The organism is Streptomyces luteosporeus (genome assembly GCF_039532865.1).
Taxonomy (GTDB): Bacteria; Actinomycetota; Actinomycetes; order Streptomycetales; family Streptomycetaceae; genus Streptomyces; species Streptomyces luteosporeus.
In genome coordinates this window covers 265553-286887 of sequence record NZ_BAAASL010000009.1, presented here as the reverse complement: position 1 = coordinate 286887, position 21335 = coordinate 265553, and the positions used below count along the sequence as shown (strand labels likewise).

16 protein-coding genes are annotated in these 21335 nt (G+C 74.1%); 7 read left to right on the top strand and 9 right to left on the bottom strand.

Features of this window, described 5'->3' with window-relative positions; translation table 11 throughout:
- Window positions 1-17: 17 nt before the first annotated feature.
- Window positions 18-2270, bottom strand: a complete 2253-nt coding sequence (locus tag ABD361_RS14715) for a hypothetical protein (protein WP_344435632.1) — start codon at window positions 2268-2270, stop codon at window positions 18-20.
- 177 nt (window positions 2271-2447) lie between these two features.
- Window positions 2448-2648: an SCO3870 family protein gene (locus ABD361_RS14710; protein WP_344435630.1), complete on the bottom strand. Its 201-nt coding sequence runs from the start codon at window positions 2646-2648 to the stop codon at window positions 2448-2450.
- Window positions 2649-2934: 286 nt separating this feature from the next.
- Here ABD361_RS14710 and ABD361_RS14705 point away from each other — a divergent pair, with 286 nt between their 5' ends.
- Window positions 2935-3342: a hypothetical protein gene (locus ABD361_RS14705; RefSeq protein ID WP_344435629.1), complete on the top strand. Its 408-nt coding sequence runs from the start codon at window positions 2935-2937 to the stop codon at window positions 3340-3342.
- Between the two features lie 52 nt (window positions 3343-3394).
- Here the strand turns inward: ABD361_RS14705 and ABD361_RS14700 are convergent, their stop codons facing one another.
- The 3 genes from ABD361_RS14700 to ABD361_RS14690 form a co-directional block, all read right to left on the bottom strand.
- Complete coding sequence (locus ABD361_RS14700) at window positions 3395-3883, bottom strand: glutathione peroxidase (protein ID WP_344435627.1); 489 nt, start codon at window positions 3881-3883, stop codon at window positions 3395-3397.
- A gap of 89 nt (window positions 3884-3972) precedes the next feature.
- Window positions 3973-4512 carry a MarR family winged helix-turn-helix transcriptional regulator gene (locus ABD361_RS14695; RefSeq protein WP_344435626.1) on the bottom strand — a complete coding sequence of 180 codons (540 nt, stop codon included), beginning with the start codon at window positions 4510-4512 and terminating at the stop codon, window positions 3973-3975.
- Window positions 4509-5924: an MFS transporter gene (locus tag ABD361_RS14690; protein WP_344435624.1), complete on the bottom strand. Its 1416-nt coding sequence runs from the start codon at window positions 5922-5924 to the stop codon at window positions 4509-4511. The genes ABD361_RS14695 and ABD361_RS14690 overlap by 4 nt, the downstream gene beginning before the upstream one ends.
- On the opposite strand from ABD361_RS14690, the gene ABD361_RS30680 reads away from it, so the two are divergent.
- The 4 genes from ABD361_RS30680 (at window position 5815) to ABD361_RS14675 (ending at window position 8210) form a co-directional block, all read left to right on the top strand.
- The gene (locus ABD361_RS30680) at window positions 5815-6039 is read left to right on the top strand and encodes a prepilin-type N-terminal cleavage/methylation domain-containing protein (protein ID WP_361747342.1); all 225 of its coding nucleotides are present in this window, start codon (window positions 5815-5817) and stop codon (window positions 6037-6039) included. The genes ABD361_RS14690 and ABD361_RS30680 overlap by 110 nt on opposite strands.
- A 56-nt stretch (window positions 6040-6095) precedes the next feature.
- A complete protein-coding gene (locus ABD361_RS14685; protein WP_344435623.1) occupies window positions 6096-7253 on the top strand; it encodes an AI-2E family transporter in 1158 nt (385 codons plus the stop codon).
- A gap of 101 nt (window positions 7254-7354) precedes the next feature.
- Complete coding sequence (locus ABD361_RS14680; RefSeq protein ID WP_344435621.1) at window positions 7355-8017, top strand: DUF6338 family protein; 663 nt, start codon at window positions 7355-7357, stop codon at window positions 8015-8017.
- Window positions 8001-8210, top strand: a complete 210-nt coding sequence (locus tag ABD361_RS14675) for a hypothetical protein (protein WP_344435619.1) — start codon at window positions 8001-8003, stop codon at window positions 8208-8210. The genes ABD361_RS14680 and ABD361_RS14675 overlap by 17 nt, the downstream gene beginning before the upstream one ends.
- A 16-nt stretch (window positions 8211-8226) precedes the next feature.
- On the opposite strand, the gene ABD361_RS14670 is transcribed toward ABD361_RS14675, so the two are convergent.
- The 4 genes from ABD361_RS14670 to ABD361_RS14655 all read right to left on the bottom strand — a co-directional run bounded on the left by ABD361_RS14670 (window position 8227) and on the right by ABD361_RS14655 (window position 18221).
- Window positions 8227-13074, bottom strand: coding sequence for a CHAT domain-containing protein (locus ABD361_RS14670; protein WP_344435618.1), 4848 nt, complete (start codon window positions 13072-13074; stop codon window positions 8227-8229).
- Complete coding sequence (locus tag ABD361_RS14665; protein ID WP_344435617.1) at window positions 13071-16619, bottom strand: right-handed parallel beta-helix repeat-containing protein; 3549 nt, start codon at window positions 16617-16619, stop codon at window positions 13071-13073. The genes ABD361_RS14670 and ABD361_RS14665 overlap by 4 nt, the downstream gene beginning before the upstream one ends.
- Before the next feature lie 126 nt (window positions 16620-16745).
- Window positions 16746-17504 carry a trypsin-like serine peptidase gene (locus tag ABD361_RS14660; protein ID WP_344435615.1) on the bottom strand — a complete coding sequence of 253 codons (759 nt, stop codon included), beginning with the start codon at window positions 17502-17504 and terminating at the stop codon, window positions 16746-16748.
- Between the two features lie 105 nt (window positions 17505-17609).
- Entirely contained in the window at window positions 17610-18221 is a 612-nt protein-coding gene (locus ABD361_RS14655; RefSeq protein WP_344435613.1) for an HdeD family acid-resistance protein, read from the bottom strand.
- 202 nt (window positions 18222-18423) lie between these two features.
- On the opposite strand from ABD361_RS14655, the gene ABD361_RS14650 reads away from it, so the two are divergent.
- Together ABD361_RS14650 and ABD361_RS14645 are read left to right on the top strand one after the other, a co-directional pair.
- Window positions 18424-19437, top strand: coding sequence for a YdcF family protein (locus tag ABD361_RS14650; RefSeq protein WP_344435611.1), 1014 nt, complete (start codon window positions 18424-18426; stop codon window positions 19435-19437).
- A gap of 82 nt (window positions 19438-19519) precedes the next feature.
- The gene (locus ABD361_RS14645) at window positions 19520-21256 is read left to right on the top strand and encodes a serine/threonine-protein kinase (protein WP_344435610.1); all 1737 of its coding nucleotides are present in this window, start codon (window positions 19520-19522) and stop codon (window positions 21254-21256) included.
- Window positions 21257-21335: the final 79 nt, after the last annotated feature.

The following is a 21335-nucleotide window of genomic DNA, read 5'->3' as shown; positions in this document are numbered from 1 at the left end:
TGGCGGTTTTTGCGGTGCTACTGGTTCCGGCGATGCGGTGCGGCCGCTCGGCGCAGGGGGCTGGCGGTGGCCGAGGTGCTCAGGCGACGGCGGCGCCACCACAGCAGGGCGGCGATCGGCACCAGCAGGGCGGGCAGCAGGCGCAGCGCCGTCCGCCGGGCCGACGGTCCGTCGTCGGGCGCGTCCCCGGACGCCTGCAGCGGGGTGGGCGCGCCGAGCCAGACGGCCTTGTCCCCCTCGCCGGCGGCGGGTGACGTCAGGGACTTGTCGATGTCCTTGGACAGGGCGGCGTGCTCCGTGCGGAAACGGTCGCCCGAGACCTTGGTGAACGGGACCCGCGTCAGGTCGACGCCGCCGTAGGTGTAGGTGCGGACGTAGGTGGTGTCACCGCTGGTGGTGTTGTGGGTGACCTTGAACTCGCCCTTGGTGTAGGAGTCGACGAACTTCTCGAAGGTGTCGGTGGGCTTCCAGTCCGTCCTGGTCCGCCAGTTGTCGATGTCCCCCTTGCCGATGAGGTCGCCGTAGGTGGTGTGCCGGGTGCGGCTGAGGTCCCGGTACCACTCGGCGGCGACCCGCGCGAGATAGACGCGCCGCACGTCGGCGTACTCGGGCCCGGTGTTGATCGCCTCTTTCAGCTTGGGCAGGATCAGGCTGCGGAACAGCTCCTCGTTGTGCTTCTCCGCAGCCTTGTCCTGCTGCGCGCAGGACACCGCGGAGGCCTGCCCCTTCTGGGCGAGGTACTGGGTCTCCATCCGGACGTCGAGGGGCGCGTCGATGATGTACAGCTTGTCCCCGTCCTGCCGCACGGTGGCGGGAGAGGGCAGGATCCACACGCGCTGCGACATGCAACTGCCGGAGATGCGGTCCCAGAAGGTGCGGCCGGTCTCGGAGTCGGGGTGAAGGAGCTTGCCCACGCTCTTCTTCATCTGCAGATCGGCTTCGAGCATGATGCGGCCGGCGTCGGTGCGCCCCAGCTTGGCGTCGACGATGCGGTGGGGCTCGTTGGGGTTGAGGTTCACCCAGAACGCGGAGGGGTTGAGGGCGAGCCAGACGAAGAAGGCGTCGGAGGTCTGGTCGGCCACCGTCAGGCCGGTGGACGCCCGGGAGTCCCCCTTCAGGGGATCCCGCTGAGCGCTGAACGAATACTGCAGTCCGCTGCCGTCGCCGGGATCGGACAGGTAGCGCAGCTCCAGGCTGGAGAAGTCGATGCCGCCCGGGGCGCCGCCGGGCAGCGAAAGAGCTTGGCCCAGACCGCTGGCGGGCTTGGCGTCCGCGGAAGGCTGCCGCGGGCAGACATCACCGCGGACCAGCGCTACCGGCCGCATGAACCCCTGGGCAGGGAGACCGGGCGCCTGGGAACGCCGCGGCTCGGGCTTGGCGGGACGGCAGGACGGCTTGGTGGCGCTGAAGGCGGAGGACGCCTTGGCATTGATCTCGGCGCTCCGGCGCTCCACCCTGTCGTTGGCCCTGACGAAGCTTTTCTTCAGCCCCGCTGCCGCGGCACTGTTGCGACCGTCCTTCTGGGCCTTGTACTTGGCGTTGATCTCCTTGCGAGCCGCCAGACGGGCGTCGTTGTCCGTGATGCTGTCCGTCGCGGACAGCTCGCGCCTCTGCTGCGCGAGCTCGGCCGGCGTGAGGTCGTATTCCTCCGCGAAGGTGACGGGAGTGTCCTCTTCTATGATCTTCGCGCACTCACGGCACGGTCTGCGGTCCGAATACCACGCCAGTGCTTTGGGCACTTCCGTGATCCTGAACCGGTTTCGCCAATGCTCGTTCAGACGGTTCTTGATGTATTCCTCGGAGTGCAGGCTCCCGCCCCTGAGGTTCATCGCGCGCAGAGCCAGGAGTTGCCGCACCCCCTTGGCTTTGAGCCGCTGGTAGTCGTCGGCCGTCATGTAGTCCTCCATGGAGGCCAGGTCCACCATGGTGTACGTGCTGACGGGACCGACGCGGTCCGGCTTGAGGTCCAGGAGTTCCGTCAGCTGGGCTCGCGACAGGGAGCCGGGGTCGAGCAGGGCAACGGCGACATTCGTCCATTCGTCGAACGCGTCACGGCGGTTCGCGGCACTCAGGCTGAGCCGGAATTCATGACCGATCCGGGCGAACGCATCGTCCTCATAGGTCACCTTGGTGCCCTCGGCGGCACCACGCGGCCGCGGCGCTCTCAAGTCGGCGGCCGCGCCGGGCTGGGCCGTGCCGAGCAGCACCCCCAGCACCAGGACGAGCGCCCCCAGGGCCCTGGCCCGGGCGCGCCCAAAAGTCGACACCATCTCGCTCCTCCCACCCGCACCGCGCGTGCGGCGGCACCGGCGCGACCATCGGTGATCACGCGGGAGAGATGCTGTCGAAGGCGCCCCCTGGCGTCGTTGGCGCCCAGCGCACACTTGTTGGCGTGGAGCGCACGGTTGCCCCCGGCCGGGTGGCCGGGGGCAACCGGGGGCCGGGCCTCAGCTCAACGGCGTGCGGCGGGCGCGGAACCACGTCACCACGGTCATGCCCGCGGTGAAGTACACCGTGCCTGCCAGGAAGGTCACTTGCTCGACGTACTGCTCGTAGCCCTGCGCCCGCAGCTGGAACGCCAGGAGAACCAGTGCGGTTCCGAGGACGGCGAGCGCGGTGGTCATGGCGACGACGAAGAGTTTCTTCATTCCGTTTTCCTCCCGGGGGTGGGACGACGTGGTCCTCACCGACCTTACGTGCACCCACCAACGGTCACCCGTACACCCACCCGGATGGGCAACACCGCTGCGCTGACCACTCGTTCGCGGGAGCGCGCCACCATCATGGCGTCGGCCGTGCCCAGTTGGGGACGTTTCTTCCCGCGCTCCCCCGGGGTGTCGCCAACTCCACGGGAAGTCCGGAATCGTCCAGGATGACGCCGAAAGGACGGGAAACATCCCGTCCGCATCCCGACATCCATCACTCGGAGGAAACGTGACGTTCCTGAGGAACGCCGCAGCTGCCGCTGCGATCGCCCTGACGGCGTTCGCCGGCCTTGCCGGACCGGCCACCGCCGCCCCGGCGCCCGACACCGCCGAAGCCCAGGCGACCAGCACCGACGGGCAGAGCAAGAACGACACCGCCGCGGTCTCGCCCATCTCGCCGAACACCGCGGTTCAGCGCGCCTCCAGCTCCACCGAGCGCGAGCTGGCCGCGACCTGCTGGAACGGCCGCACGGACGGGGGCCGCAACTTCTTCATGACGTGCAACGGCACCTCGTACCACGTGTACGTGGACTGCACGGACGGCCGCCACCTGTTCTCGGAGGTCTTCTCCGGGCAGTGGGACTTCCGGCTGACCTGCCCGGTCGGCACGCGGGCCGTCTGGGGCGGCAGCTGGTAGGACGCATCGGCATCGGCCGGGGGCGCGGTGCGCGCCCCCGGCCGGCGCGGCGTCAGGAGGGCAGGACCGCCTCGATGGCGGCGGTGACCTCGGGGGCGTCGGGCTCGGTGCGGGGGCCGAAGCGGGCGGTGACCGTGCCGTCGGGGGCGATGAGGAACTTCTCGAAGTTCCAGCGGACGTCGCCGGTGTGGCCCTCGGCGTCGGGGGTGCCGACGAGCCCGGCGTACAGGGGGTGCCGGTGCTCGCCGTTGACGTCGGTCTTCTCCGTCATGGGAAAGGTGACGCCGTACGTCGCCGAGCAGAAGGCGGCGATCTCCTCGGCGGTGCCGGGCTCCTGGCCCATGAACTGGTTGCACGGCACGCCGAGGACGGTGAAGCCGCGCGGGGCGTAGTGCGCGTGGAGTTTCTCCAGCGCCGCGTACTGGGGGGTCAGCCCGCAGCGGGAGGCGACGTTGACGACCAGGACGGCCTTGCCGCGGTACTGGGCCAGGTCGGCGGGGCCGCCGGTGAGGGCGCCGATCTCGACGTCGTGGAAGGACATCTTCGCTCCTTGGTGATCCGAGCCTTGGTGATCCGGGGATTCATCTGCGCCCCAGTGTGCCCCCGGGTCCCGCGGCGGACGCCGCCGGGTCAGCCGGCGTCCGGTTCGGGGCGGTCCTCTTCCGGGCCGTTCTCTTCCGGGCCGTTCTCGCCGCCAGGGCCGGCGGCCAGCCGGGCGGTGATGCGCGCGAGGGCCCGCAAATCCTCCGGGGGCAGGCCGAGCAGGGCGGGGGGCGGCGTGCCGAGGATCCGTTCGGCGCGCAGGGCCGCGTCGCGGCCGGCCGGGGTGAGGGAGACGATCTTGGAGCGGCGGTCGGCGGGGTTCGGGGAGCGTTCGACGAGGCCGCGCCCGGCGAGGTCGTCGACGACGAGCGTGGTGTAGGGGCGGTCGGTCAGCAGCTCCTCGGCCAGCCGGCGCAGCGTGAGGGGGCCCTTGGCGATCCGGCGCAGCGCCTTGATGCGGAAGAAGCTCATGCCGAGCGCGTCGACGACCTCCTTGCGGCGTTCGTTGCCGCCCAGGACGATCGCGCACAGGTTGCTCCATGCCTGCTGCGCCTCGGCCGCGTGGGCGTCGTGCGCCTCGTGCGCGTCGTGCGCGTCGTGCGCCTCGTGCGCGTGGACGGTCGTCATGACGTGTTCACCGGGATCCTGTTCCGTTCGGACGATGCGAGGCGGGCCGCGGAGCGCTCGGCCGTCCCGGCGGCCCAGCGGCCGGTGGTGATCGTACCGACGACGAGGACGGCGAGTCCGCACCCGGCGATGATCCACCAGCCGGTGCGCTGTGCGCCCGTGGCGGCGGCCGCGCCGATGACGGCGACGCCGAGGGAGGCGCCGACCTGCCGGCTGGTCGAGGCGACGGCGGCGGCGACCCCGGCCCGGGCGCGCGGCATGCCGGAGACGGCGGTGTTGGTGATGGGCGCGTTGACGAGCCCGAAGCCGATGCCGAAGACGACGAAGGCGGGCAGGAGCAGGGCGTCGGAGGAACCCGCGTCGAAGGCCGCGAACATCACGCCGCTCGCGGTCATCGCGATGCCGGCGAGGACCAGCGGCAGGCGGGGGCCGCGGGCTCCCACCAGGCGGCCGGACAGCGGGGCGAAGACCAGGCACATCACGGCCATGGGCAGCATGTACAGGCCGGCCTGGAGGGCGGGCAGGCCGCGCTGGTTCTGCAGGTAGAGGGTGTTGAGGAAGAGGAAGCCGCTGAGGGCGGCGAAGGCGCACACCGCGATGGCGACGGCTCCGCTGAAGGGCGCGCTGCGGAAGAGCTGCGGCTCGATGAGGGCATCGGCGCGCCGCCGCTCGTACGGGACGAGCACGGCGAGCGCGGCGGCCGCGGTGGCGAAGCAGCCGAGGATGGGCGCCGAGGTCCAGCCGGCGGCGGGGCCCTCGATGATGCCGTAGGTGAGGCTGCCGAGCAGGGCGATGACCAGCAGCTGACCGGCGGGGTCGGGGCGGCGCGGCCGCGGGGCGCGGGACTCCGGCACGTAGCGGGCGGTCAGGGCGAGGGCCGCGAGGCCGACGGGGAGGTTGATCCAGAAGATGGCGCGCCAGCCGGTCGTCTCGACGAGCGTGCCGCCGATGACGGGTCCGGCCGCCATGCTGATGCCGACGACGCCGCCCCACACGCCGATGGCGCGGGCCCGCTCGCGGGCGTCGGTGAAGGTGTTGGTGATGATCGACATGGCGACCGGGTTGAGCATGGAGCCGCCGACGGCCTGCACCATGCGGAAGGCGACCAGCCAGCCCAGGCCGGGTGCGAGGCTGCACAGCACGGAGCCGGCGGTGAACAGCACGAGCCCGGTCTGGAAGACGCGCCGCCGGCCGAACCGGTCGGCGGTGGAGCCGGCGAGCATCAGCAGCGAGGCCAGGACGAGGGTGTAGGCGTCGATGGTCCACTGCAGGCCCGAGACGGAGGCGTGCAGTTCCCGCTGCATGGACGGCAGCGCGACGTTGAGGATGGTGTTGTCGAGGCTGACCATCAGCAGGCTGATGCAGCAGATGGCCAGCACCAGCAACCGGCGGCGGCGCGAAAGCTCGGGCACGAGGACCCCTCCGGGGTGGGAGCGGGAAGCGGGCGGCGGTACGCCCCTGAGTAGTTGTACTTCTGTAACGATTTCAATCGTACAACCAAACGTTCGTCCCTGCAGGTGGTCTTGACCGCCGCACCGGGGCCTGCGGCCGCGGCGGGGGTATCGGTGCACCGGACCCGGACGGTGGAGAGGTGGCCGACGCTGACTGCAGGAATCGGTGGCCCGGGCGGTGGCGAGCCGGGCGACGGGGCGTACGGCGACGCCGGGCCCGGGCACGGCCCGCGGGTGCCGCACGCGGAGCCCGGCATCCGCGTACGCCCCACCGCGTCGTGGTTCACCGCCGGCTTCGGCGTCGGTCTGGGCCTGACCCTCGCCTCCACCGCGCTGCAGACCGTCCTGCACATCAGCGACCTGCTCACCCTCCTGCTGCTCGCCCTGTTCGTGGCCATCAGCCTGGAGCCGGTGGTGGCCTGGCTGGCCGGCCGCCGGCTCGGCCGGGGCCGGGCGGTGGCCGTGGTCGTCCTGGGCATGCTGGCCGCGGTCGCGGGCTTCCTCGCGCTGGTCATCCCCCCGGTCTCCCGCGAGGTCGCCGCCCTCGTCGATGCCGTGCCCAAGTGGCTGCAGGAGCTCCACGACCACCACTCCACCCTCGGCCGCCTGGAGGACCGCTACCACCTGATCGCCAGGGCGCGCGAACAGATCGGCGCCGGCGGCGGCGCGGCGGTCCTCGGCGGGCTGCTCGGCGCCGGCCACGTCGTGCTCAGTACGGTGACCGGGACGGTGCTGGTCGTCGTCCTGACCGTCTACTTCATGGCGGGCATGGCGCAGCTCAAGCGCTTCGCCTACCGCTTCGTGCCGCAGACCCGGCGGGCCGCCGTGGTCGGCCTGACGGAGGAAATCCTGTGGCGAGTGGGGCGCTACATGCTCGGAAACGTCGTCACTTCCGCCATCGCGGGCCTGGCCACCTTCCTGTGGTGCATCGTGCTGGACGTGCCGTACGCGGCGGCGCTCGGCGTCCTGGTCGCGCTGCTGGACATGGTGCCGGTGGTCGGCTCCACCATCGGGGGCGTGGTGGTCAGCCTGGTGGCGCTGTCGGTGTCCTTCCCCGTCGCCCTGGGCACGGCCGGCTTCTACATCGGTTTCCGGCTGGCCGAGGACTACCTGATCATGCCGAAGGCGATGAGCTACGCCCTGGCCCTGCCCCCGCTCGTGACGGTCGTCGCCGTCGTCATCGGCGGCGCCCTGCTGGGCGTGGTGGGCGCCCTCATCGCCCTGCCCGTGGCGGCCGGCATCGCCATCGTGCTGGAGGAGGCCGCGTTCCCCCGCATCGACGCACTGTGAGATCGACGCGCATGTGAGAAGACCGTCGCGCGGACGCCGGGCCTGCGTCATGCTGGGGCCAGGGGTGCGGCCGGCGGGGCGAAGCACGGGGCGGGGGCTCGATGGTTCCGGGAACGGTGGAGCAACTGGCCATCCTGCTGGTCCTGGTGCTGCCCGGCGTCTTCCACCAGGCCGTACGGGAGCGGCTGCGCGGCACCAGCGCCTCCGAACAGGAGCCGCAGAACCGGCTGCTGCGCGCCCTCGCCGCCGGCGCCCTGCTCGACGCCCTGTACGCGGTGGCCGCCGGGCCGTGGCTGGTGGAGCTGCTGGCGGGGCACGGCGACGGGCCGCTGGCCGGGGCGCTGCGCCACCCGCGCCGGGCGGGGCTGGCCGCGCTGGTGCTGGTCGTCGCCGTGCCGTCCGCCGCCGCCTGGGCCGAGACCGCCTGGCGCCGGCGCCGGGCGCGGGCACGCTACGAGCCGACGCCGACCGCCTGGGACGCCCTCTTCCACGACCGCGGCTCGTGCTTCGTGCGGGTGCGGCTCAAGAGCGGGCTGTGGGTGGGCGGCTGGCTCGGCCCGTGGTCGGCGGTCTCGGCCTACCCGCAGCAGGGCGACCTGTACCTGCAGGCGCAGTACCGGATGGGGCCGGACGGCCGGTTCCTGGAACGGGTGCCGGGGACGGCCGGGGTGTACGTACGGGCGGCGGACGTGGACGTGCTGGAACTCCTGCTGCCGCCGGACGAGGAAGCGACGGAAGGCGAACGTGATGACGCAGCGGCATGACCGTGACGACGACAGCGCGCTGGAGGACCTCCTTGCGGAGTTCTCCGACACCAGGACCTACCGGCCCACGGACGACGCGGCGGAGCCCGGTGCCGTGCCGCAGGCGCCCTCGGGCACGGCCACGGCACAGACCACGGCCTCCGGCACGGGTGCCGGGCAGGACCCGGGCGACGGCGAGCCGGACACGCGCTGAGGGACGCGCGCCGGCGTCAGGCGCCGGTGTGGATGTGCGCGGCCCACAGGTGCGGCGCCCGCGGGTAGCGGTCCCGCAGGCGCCGCACCGGATGGTGCAGGGCGAGGGCCGCGTCGATGGCGCGGCCCGCGGCGGCGTCCTCGGCGAGGGCGGCGTAGAACTCGCCGGTCAGACGGGTCGCCAGGGCGTCGGAGACGGGCCACAGGGTGCCGATCACGTGCCGGTAGCCGGCCAGTTGGAAGGCGGAGGCCAGCTGCACCGCTTCGTCGGCCAGGTCGATGCCGCCCCGGGAGGTGGAGCAGGCCGACAGCACGGCCAGCTCGGGGCTCAGCGGCCGCTGGGCGGCCGCGGCGGCCACGGTGAGCCTGCCGTCGTGCAGGATCAGGCCGCTCTCCGACGGGCTCAGCAGCTCGCTGACGCCGTGACAGCTGAAGTGGACCCACGGGTGGTCGGGCAGCGCCCGGCCCACCGCCTGCACCGTGGCGGCTGCGCCTTCCAGCCGGCGGGCTTCGGGGAACAGTACACCGACGAGCTGCGCCTCGCGGGAGGCGCCCGGCAGCGGCGCCGCGCCGGGGGTCTCGGGAAGGGCGACGACCAGCGGGGCCGGGCGCGGCCGGGCCCCGCCGCCGGCGCGGCCGCGTGCCCGGGCCAGGGCGCGCAGCGTGGGCGTGTACGAGGAGACGGCGCGGTCCAGGACCCAGGTGCCGGAGCCGGGCGCGCCGTGCCCGGCCGCGTGCAGCGGCAGGAAGGACAGCCAGCCCGTGGGGCACCACCACAGCCGGGGCCAGGGCTCGCCGTCGGCCGGTACGGTGCGCAGGCCGAGCCGGTGGAGCACGGGTGCGGCCACCGTGTCCCACAGCCGGCGCAGGATCAGCATCAGCATGTGCGTCGCGGCGACGGCGCGCTGCGGCCCTTCCTTGCCGTAGGCGTCGTCGACGGCGCTGATGAACGCGCCGGTGAGCGTCAGGGCGGTCCGTGGGGTGAGCCCCGGCAGGGGGAGCACCTCGATGCCCGACCGGGCGGTGAGGAGAACGGCGTGCGAGCCGTACTGGCTGACGTTGACGACGACGACCGGGCCGCCGGCGGCGGCGTCGAGCAGCTGCGGCAGCGCGGGCGGGCGCAGGAAGTCGTCGAAGCCGGGCAGCTGCCGGATGCGGACCAGGAGTTCGTCCCAGCGCCGGGCCAGGGCGTGCCGGGCCTCGGCGGCCAGGCCCGCGGCGTGCTGTGCGGCGTCGAACAGCTCCGGGGCTCCGGCCGGGGCGATCAGCGCCGGGGGGCGCTCGGCCGGCGTGCTCAGCTGTTCGCGCAGGCGCTCGAACTCCGCCGCGAGGCCGGGGGCGGCGTCGCGCAGCCGTGAGGTGTCGGCGCGGTTGTCCAGGCCCTGGGCGAGCAGCACGCCCCTGCCCTGCTCCAGCAGGGCCAGGGCGCGGCCCGGATCGCCGGCCCGCAGGGCGAGCGCGGCGGCGTCGCCGGCCAGGCCGGTGCTGGCGCGCAGCCGCTCCTCCTGGTCGGCACGGGTCAGGCTGCGCGGCGCGAGGCGGGGCAGCAGGCCGACGGCAAAGGTGTAGCCGTCGAGCGCGTCGGCGTTGCGGCCGGCCTTGGCGGCGGCCTCGCCCCAGGTGCGGGCGGCCTGCAGGCGGGTCAGCAGGGGTGAGGCCGCGCTGTGTGCGGACTCCCGCGCCAGGCGGGCCGCCTCGGCCAGGTCCACCCGTTCGCCGAGGACGGCCCGGCGCACCTGGGCCGCGGCCAGAAGCCACTGCGCCCGGGCCCGGTCGGGGTCGCCGTCGGGGACGCGGGCGAGGCATTCCCGGGCGGCGGTGGACGCGCGGTGCAGCAACTGCCGGGTCGCGGGGTCCCGGCGATCCGCGGCGAGTTGCCCGGAGACCAGGCACACGGCCGCGAGGTTGGCCAGCGCGAAGGGGCGCATGGGGTGGTCCTCGCCCAGCGAGGCCACTGCTTCCTCCAGGACCCGCCGGGCCTCGCCGGTCGCGCGGGTGGTGTCGGCACCACCGGCGAGGGCCCGGCTGTGCAGCAGCACGCCGAGGTTGATCACGGCCAGGTCGCGGCCGCGCCGGTCGCCGCCGCGGCGGGCCGCCGCCTCGCTCAGCAACGCCTCGGCCTCGTCGGCGGCGGCCTCGTCACCGGTGAACTCGTACCAACCGCGCAGTGCCTCCGCCAAGTTGCTCAGGAGCCCGGCCCGATCGAAGGCGTGCGGGGCGCTCTCCTCCACGGCGCGACGCAGTACAGCGATCGCCTCCGCCTGCCAGGTGCGCTCCCCGCTGGCCCCGGCGCGTTGCATGAGGGCGACGCCCAGGTTCGTCAGGACGTTGGGGCGGCTGAGGTGTCCCCCCGGAACCGTGGAAGCGGCCTCGCGGAGCTTGTCGACGGCCGCGTCCATGAGCGTCTCGTCGCCGGTGTCGGCGGCGCGGTCCCACTCGGCGTACCCCCAGCTGGTGAGGACGACGAACCGCTCGCCCGACGAGGCGGAGGTGGCGGCCAGGGCGGCGCGGTAGTGCTCCAGGGCTTCGTCGCGCACGCGCTCGTCCCGCACGTGGCGGTAGTGGTCCATCAGCGCGTTGGCCAGGCCGAGGAGCGCGCCCGGCCGGGGCGGTCCGGGATGTGCGGCGATCTCCTCGCGATGGCGGTCGAGGGCCTCCCGCAGGGGCTCGGGGTCGCCGGTGAAGCGGGCGAGGGAGCGCAGGGCCTTGCCGAGGCGGCCGAGGGCGGAGGCCCGGGCGGGGGTGCCCGGGCCGGCCGTGTCCGCCGCCTCGTGCAGCACGTCGACGGCTTCCCGGAGCAGGGCCGCGTCCGAGCGGTTCTCGGCGAGGCTCTGCAGGGCGTCGCCCAGGTTGCCCAGCCGGTGGACGCGGAAGTGGTCCTCCGGCGGGGTCAGGGCGACGGCCCTGCGGTGCTCCTCCACGGCCTCGGCCAGCAGGCCGGCGTCCCCGGCGTACCGGCCGGACGTGGCGAGGGCGGCGCCGAGGTTGGAGTGGCGCGCGGCCCGCTCGGAGGGGCTGGTGCGCGGCGCGGCGGCCAGCGCCTCGCGCATGAGGCGGACCGCTTCCCCGTACAGGTCGTGCCGGCCCGTGAAACCACCGCGCCGCAGGTGAATGCTGCCGAGGTCCGACAAGTATTCGGAGCGGCGGACGTCACCCGCCGGGAGCAGGGCGAGCCCCCGGCGCATCTGTGCCTCCCCCTCCTGCCAGGCGGCCTCGTCCTCCGGGTCGGCGCTTTCGGCGAGGGCCTGGCCGAGGGCGAACCGTGCCCGGGCCTCGAAGGCGCGGCCGGGGGATGGCAGGGCGAGGCAGGCGCGGAAGCACGCGATCGCCTCGTCGGCGCCCGCCCCGACCGGGACTCTCTCCCCTGCTGCCGCGACGGCGCCGGTACGGCGACCGGAGGCCAGCAGGCACCGGGCCAGCTGGAGCAGGATCTCGGCCCGCTGCTCGGAACGCTCGGGCACGTCCCGGGCGAGGTCGCGCAGCAGGGCGATCGGCTCGGCGAGGTCGGCGGGGGCGTCGGTCATGTGCGCGCGCATCCGGGCCAGGTCGGCGTACTGCGTGCCGCGCATCACGCGCCGGTGCAGGTCCTCCCCCGGTGTGTCCGCCAGGGCCCGGCGGGCGAGGGCGACGGCCTCGTCCATGTCGGCGATGCTGCCGCCCGTCACGTTCCGGGAGCACAGGACGCCGGCGAGGACGAAGCGTGCCTGGGCGAGCACCGGGTGCCCCGGGGGTGCGCCTTCGACGGCGTCGCGGGCGGCGGCGAGTGCGTCGTCCAGGAGTCGGGTGGCGTCGGCGCGCACGGCCCGGCCCCTGAGGGCGAGGGCGAGCTGGGTGAGGTAGCCGGTGCGCTCGACCGCGTTGGGTGCGCTGTCGGCGGCCCGGCGGCAGGTCGCAATGCCTTCGTCGTAGAGCTCCGCGCGGTCGCCGTCCTGCATGGCCTGCATGACCAGGGCGATGCCCAGGTCGGCCAGGTGCGCCGCGCGCGGCGGCAGGGCCGGGTCCGCTTCGGCGACGGCTCTGCGCAGCAGGGTGACGGATTCGGTCAGCAGTGCGGGGTCGTCGGACTCGGCGGCGGTGCGCCAGAGCACCGCGCCGAGCGAGGCGAGGTGCAGCAGGCGGTGGGGGTCCTGCGGGGTGCTCAGCCGCACGGCCTGCCGCAGTTCGCGGGCGCTCTCGTACAGGGCGCCGGCCTCCCCGGTCGCCTCGGCGCCGAGTTTGAGGGCGAAGCCCAGGTTGCCGTGTCTGCGGGCCTGTTCGTCGCGGTCGCCGGGGGCGGCCGCCAGCGCGGCGCGGGCGAGCTCGGTGCCGTCGGCGAGCGCCTGGGGTCCGGCACCGGCCGCGTGGGCGTAGAGGAAGGCCAGGGCGAGGTCCGAGAGGCAGGTTCCGGCTTCCGTGCTGCCGGCCGGGAAGCCGGCGAGGGCGTGCCGCAGCAGCCGCTCGGCGGCGGTCAGGGCGGCGGGGTGCTGGCCCTGCTGGAACAGCGTCAGGGCGCCGACGCCCGCCTCGTAGGCGTGGGCGGGCTCGGTGCCGGCCCCTTCGGGAAGGCCGGCGACCGTCGCGCAGAGCGCCTGCAGGACGGGGGGCAGGACGAGGCCGTGGCCCGTCAGGTCGGTGAAGGCGAGCACGGCCGCACCGAGCGCTGCCCGGTCGGTGCCGTCGCTGGCGAGGTAGCGGAACCACTCGCCGAAGGCGAGTGCGTGAAATCCTTTCGCATCGAAGGTGCCGTCGGGCAGGAGGACTTCGGCGCGGACGGCGGCGCCGGCGGCGGCGGCCTCCGGTCCGAGGAACCAGGACAGGGCGCCGGGGTCGGTCTCGGCCCGCTGTGCCTGCTGCAGGATGCGGTCCGCTGCCTCGTCCGCGGTCATCGCAGCGTCCCTTCGCCGTAGGACACCCCCGTGGCCTCGGGGATGTCCCGGGCCAGCAGCAGGACGAGTTCCTCCCGGGTGGGCGCCGTACGGCCGGCGAGGCGGGCGGCCTGGCGCTCGACCATGGCCTCCAGGAGGGTGCGCGCGTCCCGGGCGTTGGCGGCGTCGCCGCGCAGGCGCCGGCGCTCGAAGCGCTCGGTGAGCAGGGGGCCGACGTCGGGCGCCAGGCGGAAGGCGTGCCGGCCGGCCTGCCGGCTGACGATCTCGGTGAGTTCAGCGGGCTCGTAGGCGCCGAACTCCAGCACGCGCGAGAAGCGCGAGCGCAGGCCCGGGTTCGATTCCAGGAAGGTGTGCATCTCCTCGGTGTAGCCCGCCGCGATCACCACGACCTCGTCGCGGTGGTCCTCCATCAGCTTGGTCAGGACGTCGATGGCCTCCTGCCCCAGGTCCGTGCCGGCGCCGAACCGGCGGGCCAGGCTGTAGGCCTCGTCGATGAACAGCACGCCTCCGCGGGCGCGGGCGAAGACCCTCTGGGTCTTCTGCGCGGTGTGCCCGAGGTACTCGCCGACCAGGTCGCCGCGCGCGACTTCGACGAGGTGCCCCTTCTTCAGCGCTCCCAGGGCGGCGAGGATCTGCCCGTAGAGCCGGGCGACGGTGGTCTTGCCGGTGCCGGGCGGGCCGGAGAAGACCAGGTGGTGGGACATGGGCGGGTGCGGGAGGCCGGCGTCGGCGCGCCAGCGGGCGAGCCGGATCAGATCGGTCTGCACGGCGACCTGCCGCTTGGCCGCCGCCAGCCCGATCATGTCCTGCAGTTCGGCGAGCGGACCGGCCTCCGGCTGCCGGGCGTCCTCGGCCGTGGCCCCGGTGCGGACGTCGCCCATCACCACCCGGTCGTTGCCCGCGACGGCCTCGCCCGCGAACCCGGTGACCTCGCAGTCCTCGAACCGCCCGAACACCGAGGGGTCCAGGCGGATGCCGTCGCCGCCGCCGTCGCGCAGCCGGGCGCGCGTGATCTCCAGTCGGCTGTTGTCGCGGGCCAGGACGCCGCCGTCGCGCGAGCGGGTGACCGTCAGCAGGTCGGCGACGACGGTGGCGGAACCGACGGTCAAAACGCCCGCCTCACCGGGCTCGTCGACCGTGCACTCGTGGGCCGTCAGGTGGCTGTCGCCGCGGCAGTTGAAGCCGAACAGGGCCGTTCGCTCCAGCGTGGCCCGCTCCACGGTCGCCCGCGCGCTGTCCTGCAGGGCGACGCCGGAGCTGGCCATGTCCGTGACGGTGGCGTCGGCGAGCTCGACGGTGACACCCTCGCCCCTGGCGAACAGACCGCTCTCGCACGACTCCAGGCGCACGTCGCGCAGGCTTACGGACGCTTCGTCCCGCACGAGCACGGCGCTGGCGGTCTGGCCGCGGACCTGCAGATCGGTGAAGGTGCCGCGGGCCTCGCGCACCACCACTCCGTTGCGGCCGTCGGCGACCCGGCAGCCGTGGATCCGGGGAGCGCCACCGCTCAGGACGGCGATGCCGCTCTCCCCCGCGGTGCGCACGGTGCAGTCCTCCAGGCGGCCGAGCCCCTGTTCCTCCACGCTGATCCCGGTGCGCCGGCAGTCCTCGAACCGGCAGCCGTGGACGGCGGGGTCGGCTCCCCGGGCGATGTACAGGCCGTCCTGGGCCCCGTGGACGGTGGTGTCGCGCAGGGTGCCGCGCGCCTGGTCGTAGTAGGAGACGCCCGTACGGTGCGTCTCGTGCACCCGGCAGCCCACGATGTCGGCCTGGGCGTGGTCGCCCACGGCCAGGGAGGCCCGGCCGGTGCCGCGCAGTTCGCAGTCCTCGATGCGGGCCGTCGCGCCGGAGATCCGGATGCCGTAACCGCGGGCGTCCTCCACCGTGCAGCCGGTGATGCGGGCGTCGGCGCCGCCGGTGACGAGGACCGCCTCGCTCCTGGCGGCGAGGAAGCGGCTGCCGCGCAGGGTGCCGTGCGCCCCGGCCAGCTCCGTGCGGCCTGCCTGCACCTCGCACTCCTCCAGCGTCACCTCGGCGCCCCGCAGCGCCTGGACGGCGTACTCGCCCGTCCCCTCGATCGTGCAGTGCCGCGCCTGCAGGCGGCCCTGGCCGGCGACGCGTACGGCGGCCGGGCCGCGGCCGGTGATGTGCAGCGCGTCGAGCGTGACGTGGCCGGTGCAGTCGGCGACCGCGTCCGCCACCGCCTCGACGACGACCGTGCCCTGCCCCTGGGCCGCGCGCAGTTCGACCGTCCCGGACAGTTCGAGGGCCTCCTCGTAGCGGCCCGGCTCGATCAGTATCCGTACCGGCCGTCCGGCCGGCGCCGCCCGCAGGGCCGAGGCGATGGTGGGGTGGGCGGAGCCGGGCCCGGGGGCCACGCGCAGCGTCACCGGCTCCCCCGCCGCGGGTGGCCCGGCCGGCGCCGGCTGTGCGGGCGGCTCGTCGTATCCGAGGTCTTCGAGCGCGCGGGAGAGCTGCCTGGGGAAGGCGGCGAGGCCGTGCCGGTGCCCGTGGCGCCGCGACAGCAGCGGAAGCAGCTCGGAGGTGCGCTGCGCCTCGCGGTGGGGGAAGCGGTGGCGGGGCAGCGCGGCGGGCGGTTCGGCGCCGGGCGCGAGGCGGACGACGACGGTGCTGCCGGCCGGTGCCGTGGTGACCTCGGCGGTGTGCACGGCGGCGCGCCGCAGGAGCCGTTCGGCGCCGGCGACGGCCACGTGCAGGCCCTGGACGTCGATGCGCAGGCGGCATTTCCGGGCCAGCCGTCCGGCGAGCCAGGAGCCGCCGCGCAAGCACACCACCGCCCAGGCGCCCATGCCGGCGGCCACCGGCCAGAAGCCGAACCCCCGGCCGGACGAGGCGGCCCCCAGGGCCAGGGCGCCGACCAGGGCGAGCGGCGCCCGCAGGAACAGCACGGCGCGGCCGTGCACCGGCAGTAGCTCGCCCGGCACGCTCACCGCGCCCGTACGGTCGGTGGGAAGCCCGGCGGCGCCGTGCCAGCGCTCGTGCGCGTGGGGTGCGACGACCTCGTGCAAGCGCGTGGCCTGTGCGGTCAGCGGCCGTAAGTCGAACACGACGGCCTGCCAGGCCGCCGACCACCGGAGCCGCCCCCGGCGCGTGACCCCCGGCGGGCAGCCGTGGTGCGTGCGGACCACGAGCAGCCCCTGGAAGGCCGATGCCGCCGCGTTCGGCGTGATACGCGGCAGGGGCGCCAGGAACACGCTCTCGATGGCCTTCCAGGACAGATGCACGCGCCGCAGGCCGCCCCGCAGTTCGAGGCCGCCGGCGGTCACCGTCAGGGCCGCGGGGGCGCACACGTCCCACAGCAGCCACGCGAGGACCACCGCCCACACGGCCACGGCCGCCGTGGCGTACGCCCGCCACGGGGTGGGTCCGTGGTCGGCGGTGACGGCGAGGAGCCGGCAACTGGCCGCCAGGGCACCGGCCGACGGCACCGCGAACAGCGCCGGGCCCGCACGATGCGCACGCAGGCGCCCGATCCGCACCTGCCCGGGCACCTCGCCGCCCGTGCCCCCCACCCTGCGCGCCATGACACTCACCCCCGTGGCATGCTCCCGCACCGCACCCGTGTCGCGGGGCAATTCTGCGGTGGTCCGGTGGGAAACGCCACGAGCCCGCGCGGGCTCACAGCAGGTGCACGCGGGCCGCACCAGCTGTCACGACGCGGCCTCCGCCTGCTGGTAGAGCGACTGCGCATAGATGCCGAAGTAGGGTGAGAGCACGACGGATTCGCTCTCGTGCCCGGGCATGGGGCCGCTGATGACGCCGTTGACGGTGCCCTGCTGCGTGGTGGCGTTGTAGTCGGCGTACCAGGGTCCGCCGCTGGAGGTGGGCTCGAACTTGCAGTCGATCCTCACCCGGCTGTCGAAGGGGAACAGGTACGCCTGCGTCTGCCCGAAGCACTCGGCGGTCCTGTCGTTGAGCAGGTAGGCCCACACCGTGCGGGACGCGACGACGGGCTGCCCGAAGGCGATGGGGTTCTCGCCGGCCAGTTCACCGGCCTGCTGCCCCTGCTTGTTGGGCTTCAGGACGAGGAACCCGTAGTCGTACTCGCCGTCCCCGTCCTTCTTGCCCACGTAGCCGCCGTTGACCAGGGGCGTCGCCCCGTCGAAGACCCCGAGCGGAGCCGGCTTGCCCTTCTGGTAGCCGGGGATGAACTGGAAGCCCGTGTAGTACGCCCCGCCGAGTCCCGAGTGCAGACAGTGGGCCGCCGTCACGACCATGTTGTGCCGCGGACTCGCCACCAGGGTGCCCGTACAGGCCTGCAGCCCCCTGGGCGTGTGCATGTACAGCCGTCCCATGCGCAGGCTGGGGCCGGCGGCTATCGCCGTAGCGTCGGCCGCAGCAACGGGAGCCGCCTGCAGCGCCCCGGCCAGGAGGGCTGCTGCGGTGAACACTCTCGCGAGTCTTCTCATGGGCGGAGTCTGGCCCCCGGAGGGCGGGATGAGAATGCCGAGGGCCCCGTTGGCCGGAATTCCCGGGCCTTTCGGACGGGCCCTGCGGCCGGCCCCAGGGCCGGCTCAGCCCACCGCCTTCCTGACGTGGCTGCGCAACCGGACGGCGTGGAACACCTCGAACACGCCCATCACCACCAGGAAGATCCCCGTCACCACCGTCAGGACGGCGATGGAGTGGAAGGGCAGGTCGATCATCAGGATGCCGGCGACGACGTTGAGGAAGCCGACGAACATCTGCCAGCCCCGGGCCGGCAACTCCTTGACCGACAGGGCGACTCCGGCCAGCATCACCCCGCGCAGCAGCCAGCCGAAGCCGATCCACAGGGCCAGCAGGAGGATCGACTGCGCGGGCCCGCGGAAGCACACCAGGCCCAGCAGGACGCACAGCCCGCCGCTGACGAAGCCCAGGACGCGCAGGGCGCCGGGGATGTGCGCGGCGAAGGCCCCCGCCAGTTGCAGGGCACCGATCACCAGCAGGTACAGGCCGAAGAGGACCCCGACGACCAGGAGCGAGGCCTTGGGCCAGGCCAGCACGACGGCCCCCAGGGCCGTCGAGGCGATGCCCGCGCCCAGCAGCGCCTGCCAGCCGGCGTTCGCCAGGCCCGCGAGGCCCCCGTAGGGATCCTCGCGCCCGTGGAGTCCGGGCCCGTGGAGATCGTGGAAGGAAGACGTCATGGCACTTGCTCCCTGCCCTTGCCTGCGCTGTTCTGCTGCCGTTCTGCCCCTGCCTGCGCTGCTCCCCCGCCGATCTTCCTCCTTTCAGGCTGGCACACATACCGGAGGGCGACAACACGAGGGCCGGCCGGGGAGCGTTCCGGGCAAGTCGGCGTAAGTCCGGCCCGTCCCGACGTACCGTCAATTCACGTACCATGCAGGCGTGATCGCCTATGCTCCCGCCGCCTTCTTCCTGCTGCTCTTCGGCATCGGTGTCCTGCGCGACCGGCGTCGCTTCAGCAACGCCGTCCACCTCGGGCTCGCCTGCACCTGCCTGGTGCTCGGCCTGGTGTGGGTGGCCGGTCGCAGCGGCGGCCACGGCCATCGCGCCATGGAGTGGTTCGCGGCGGCCGTCCTGCTGATCCCCTTCCTCGGCGCCCTGGTCCTGCCGGTCTTCCTGCTGACCAACGGCGTCAAGATGATCCGCAAGGAGGGGCGGAGCCCCGCGAACCTGCTGTCGTTCCTCACCGGTCTCGCCATCGTCGGCCTGATGGGCCTCACGATCGCCTCCGCCGTCAGCCGTTCCCGGGAGCTGACGATCGTCACCGGCACCCTGCTGCTGATAACCGCCTACGTCGCGTTCCTCTTCTTCTGCTTCATCACCTACGCCTTCGTCTACGGCTGGCTGCGCCCGCGGCGCCCTGTCGACTTCGTGGTGGTGCTGGGCTCCGGTCTGGTCGGCGGCAACCGGGTGCCGCCGCTGCTGGCGAGCCGGCTGGAGCGCGGGCGCCGGCTGTACGCGGCGCAGGCCGCCCGCGGCAGGCCGCCCGTGATCGTCACCTCCGGCGGCCGGGGCCCGGACGAGGACCTGCCCGAGGCGCACGCCATGGCCGACCACCTCGTCGAGCGCGGCGTGCCCGCCGAGCACGTCCTGCGCGAGGACGCCTCGCGCACCACCGAGGAGAACCTCACCTACAGCGCGGCGATCATGTCGGCGGCCCGGCCCGGCTACTCGTGCGTGATCGTCACCAACAACTTCCACGCCTTCCGCGCGGCCCTGACCGCACGGAAGGCGGGCGTCAACGGTCAGGTCGTGGGCGCGCCGACGGCCGCGTACTTCTGGCCGAGCGCGACGATCCGCGAGTTCGTGGCCGTCTTCCTCGACCACAAGCTGGTCAACTTCTCGATCTGCGGCGTGCTCGCCCTCCCCGGCGTCCTCGCCTGGTGCCTCCTGTGACCGTGGACGTGCCGGCCGTGGATGTGCTGACGCCCGCCGCCATGACATAGATTCAGCCCTCGACATGTCCTGATCAACGGGGGTGGGATCCATCACTGGGCACGACGACGGCGGCGCGCTGCGCCCGCTGCGCGCGGACGAACTGCACGAGATCGCCGGCTACCGGCTGCTGGCCCGCATCGGCGAGGGCGGCATGGGCTCGGTCTACCTCTCCCGCACCCGGGGGAACCAGCCCGTCGCCCTGAAGGTGATCCGCCGGGAGTACGCGGGCGACGCGGAGTTCCGGCGCCGGTTCCAGCAGGAGGTCCGCGCCGCCAAGCAGGTGCGCGGTTACCACCTCGTCCCGGTGGTGGACCACGACGCCGAGGGCGAGCAGCCCTGGCTGGCCACGGCGTACGTGCCGGGGCTGCCGCTCGACGAGGTGCTCGCCGTGCACGGCCCGCTGCCGCTGCCGGCCGCCCTGCAGCTGACCGGCTGCGTGGCCCGGGCCCTGGACGCCGTGCACGCCGCCGCGGTGGTGCACCGGGACCTCAAGCCGGGCAACATCCTGCTGGGCGCCGACGGCCCCTGGGTCATCGACTTCGGCATCGCGCGCGCCGCCGAGGCGACCCGGCTCACGCGCACGGGCGGCTTCGTCGGCACCCCGCAGTTCATGTCGCCGGAGCAGGGCACGGGCACCGAACCGACCACCGCCTCCGACGTGTTCTCGCTCGGTCTGATCGCGGCCGTCGCGGCCACCGGCCGCCACCCGTACGGCGACGGGGCCGCGCTGACCGTGGCCACGCAGATCGCCAACACCGCGCAGCGGCCGCCGGACCTGTCCGGCTACCCGGAGGGCCTGCGCCCCGTGCTGGAGCGCTGCCTCGCCGCGGACCCGGCCGCCCGGCCCACCGCGGCCGAGGTGGCGGAGCTGTGCGAGCGGGCCTCGGGCCGCGCACCGCGGGCCTTCGACGGCTGGCTCCCCGCTGCGGTGGCGACCGCGATCGCCGGGCGCGCCGACCACGTACGGCAGCTGGTGGCGGGAGCGCCGCAGGACGCGCAGCCGGCGCCGGCCGCCGCGATGCCGCCGCATCCCGCGACGTACGTGCCCACCCAGGCGCCCGGCGGCGGTTTTGTGCACGCCGCGCCGACGCAGGCCGCGACCGCTCCGCCGGCGGCGCCCCTCGCCCCAGTGGGCGCCACCCCGCCGTGGCGGCGCCGCGCGCCGCTGGCCGCGGGGGTCGCCGTGGCGCTGGCCGTGGTGGCCGGTACGGCGTGGGCGCTGTCGGGCGGTGACGGCGGCTCGGGTGCCGAGGCGGCGTCCGGCCCGTCGACCGGTGGCACGCCGGCGCACTCCGGCAGCAAGCAGGCCGCGCAGGGCGCGGGCGGGCAGAGCAGCGGTGCGGCCAAGGCGCCCGCGCCCGCGTACGAGGCCGTCTTCACCGACCGCCCGCTGGCCATCGCCCCGCCGGGCACCGGCACGCTGATCACCGTGGATCTCGACGCCCCGAAGGTCTCTCCGCAGGGCGACGTCTCGGACCACGACGCCGAGCTGACGTACATGTCGCAGTGGATGAACTTCAAGAAGGCGACCGCCAAGAGCAGGGCGAGCACGCCCGAGGAGTGCCGCCGGGCCGTCGACGCGTCCCCGTTGCCGGCCGAACTCGGCGATGCCGCCCTGATCGACCAGGGCGTCCTGGCCAAGGACGACGTGCTGTGCACGGTCACCTCGAAGGGCAATCTGGCCATGTTCAAGATCACCGAGGTGACCCCGACGGGGCAGCCCTACAGCCCTCCGGGCTACTCCGGTCTGCTCACCCTGTGGAAGCAGTCCTCCTAGGTCCTGTCCGGCGGACCGTGCAGCGCCCTGCGGCTGCCGCCGCGTGGGCGCGATTCGGCCCCCAGTCTGCGGGTGCGTC